The sequence below is a fragment of the Veillonella sp. CAG:933 genome (assembly GCF_000431435.1).
Classification (GTDB): Bacteria; Bacillota; Negativicutes; order Veillonellales; family Veillonellaceae; genus Veillonella_A.
Genome location: NZ_HF986248.1, coordinates 1 through 794 on the forward strand (window position 1 = coordinate 1; position 794 = coordinate 794).

Here is a 794-nt window from a genome sequence, read left to right on the forward strand (position 1 = left end):
TTAGGTTGTAATCCTCTTCCTAATTCAATATCAGTCAGAAAGAATCCTTTCTTCTTAATATTTCCATCAGATTCTACTCCAAAATAATCATTTATTGCTAACTGATAAAATGAAGTAAATTGTTCTGTTTCTAGAGTAAGCTTAGTAAGCTCTTCCCATTCTTTTAGTACTTGTTGTAATTTATCATATTTGTCCTTTTTTATCTTATATAAGATACCATCAGTATTAATCTGATATAACTTACATCCTAGATCTAAAAGTCTCTCAGCAAGCATTAAAAGTAGCAATTGACCGTTAATTCGTACTTGCATAATAGAAAATGGTGCATATAACCAAGATACTTCTTGTTGCATTTTCCCAGTTACTCCATTAAGCATATACTTATACGTTTCATTTTTATTTTTTTGTTTTGTTCTCTTAAATTCTAGTCTTTCCTGAATAATTTCAGGATATACCTCTTTAAGAATGGATTTTAATTTGGGTGGATATAGTTCATATACTGCAATTAAACTTGGGTATAGTGAATTAACATCAGAATCTAATAATAATTCATCTTCATTACATTTAATTGAACAGCAACCATTGTCACCATGTATACCTCCGACTCCAATAGTTACTTCCATTCCACCAAATATAAAAGTATTAATATAACCTTTTCTACCTGGAGACACATTGTGTTGATTTTTCATATCTTGCAATGCTTTCTGAAGTACTGGAGTATTAAACTTTATAAAAGGAAATATAACTTTTTCTAGATCTATACGATCCATAGGAGATTTCATATTCTCTAACTG

The 794-nt window shown here is 29.3% G+C and carries 1 protein-coding gene; it reads right to left on the reverse strand.

What is annotated here, in order from left to right; translation table 11 throughout:
• A partial coding sequence (locus tag QZL64_RS12860; protein ID WP_296309683.1) for a hypothetical protein occupies positions 1 to 770 on the reverse strand: 770 nt, incomplete at its 3' end.
• Between the last annotated feature and the right edge of the window lie 24 nt (positions 771 to 794).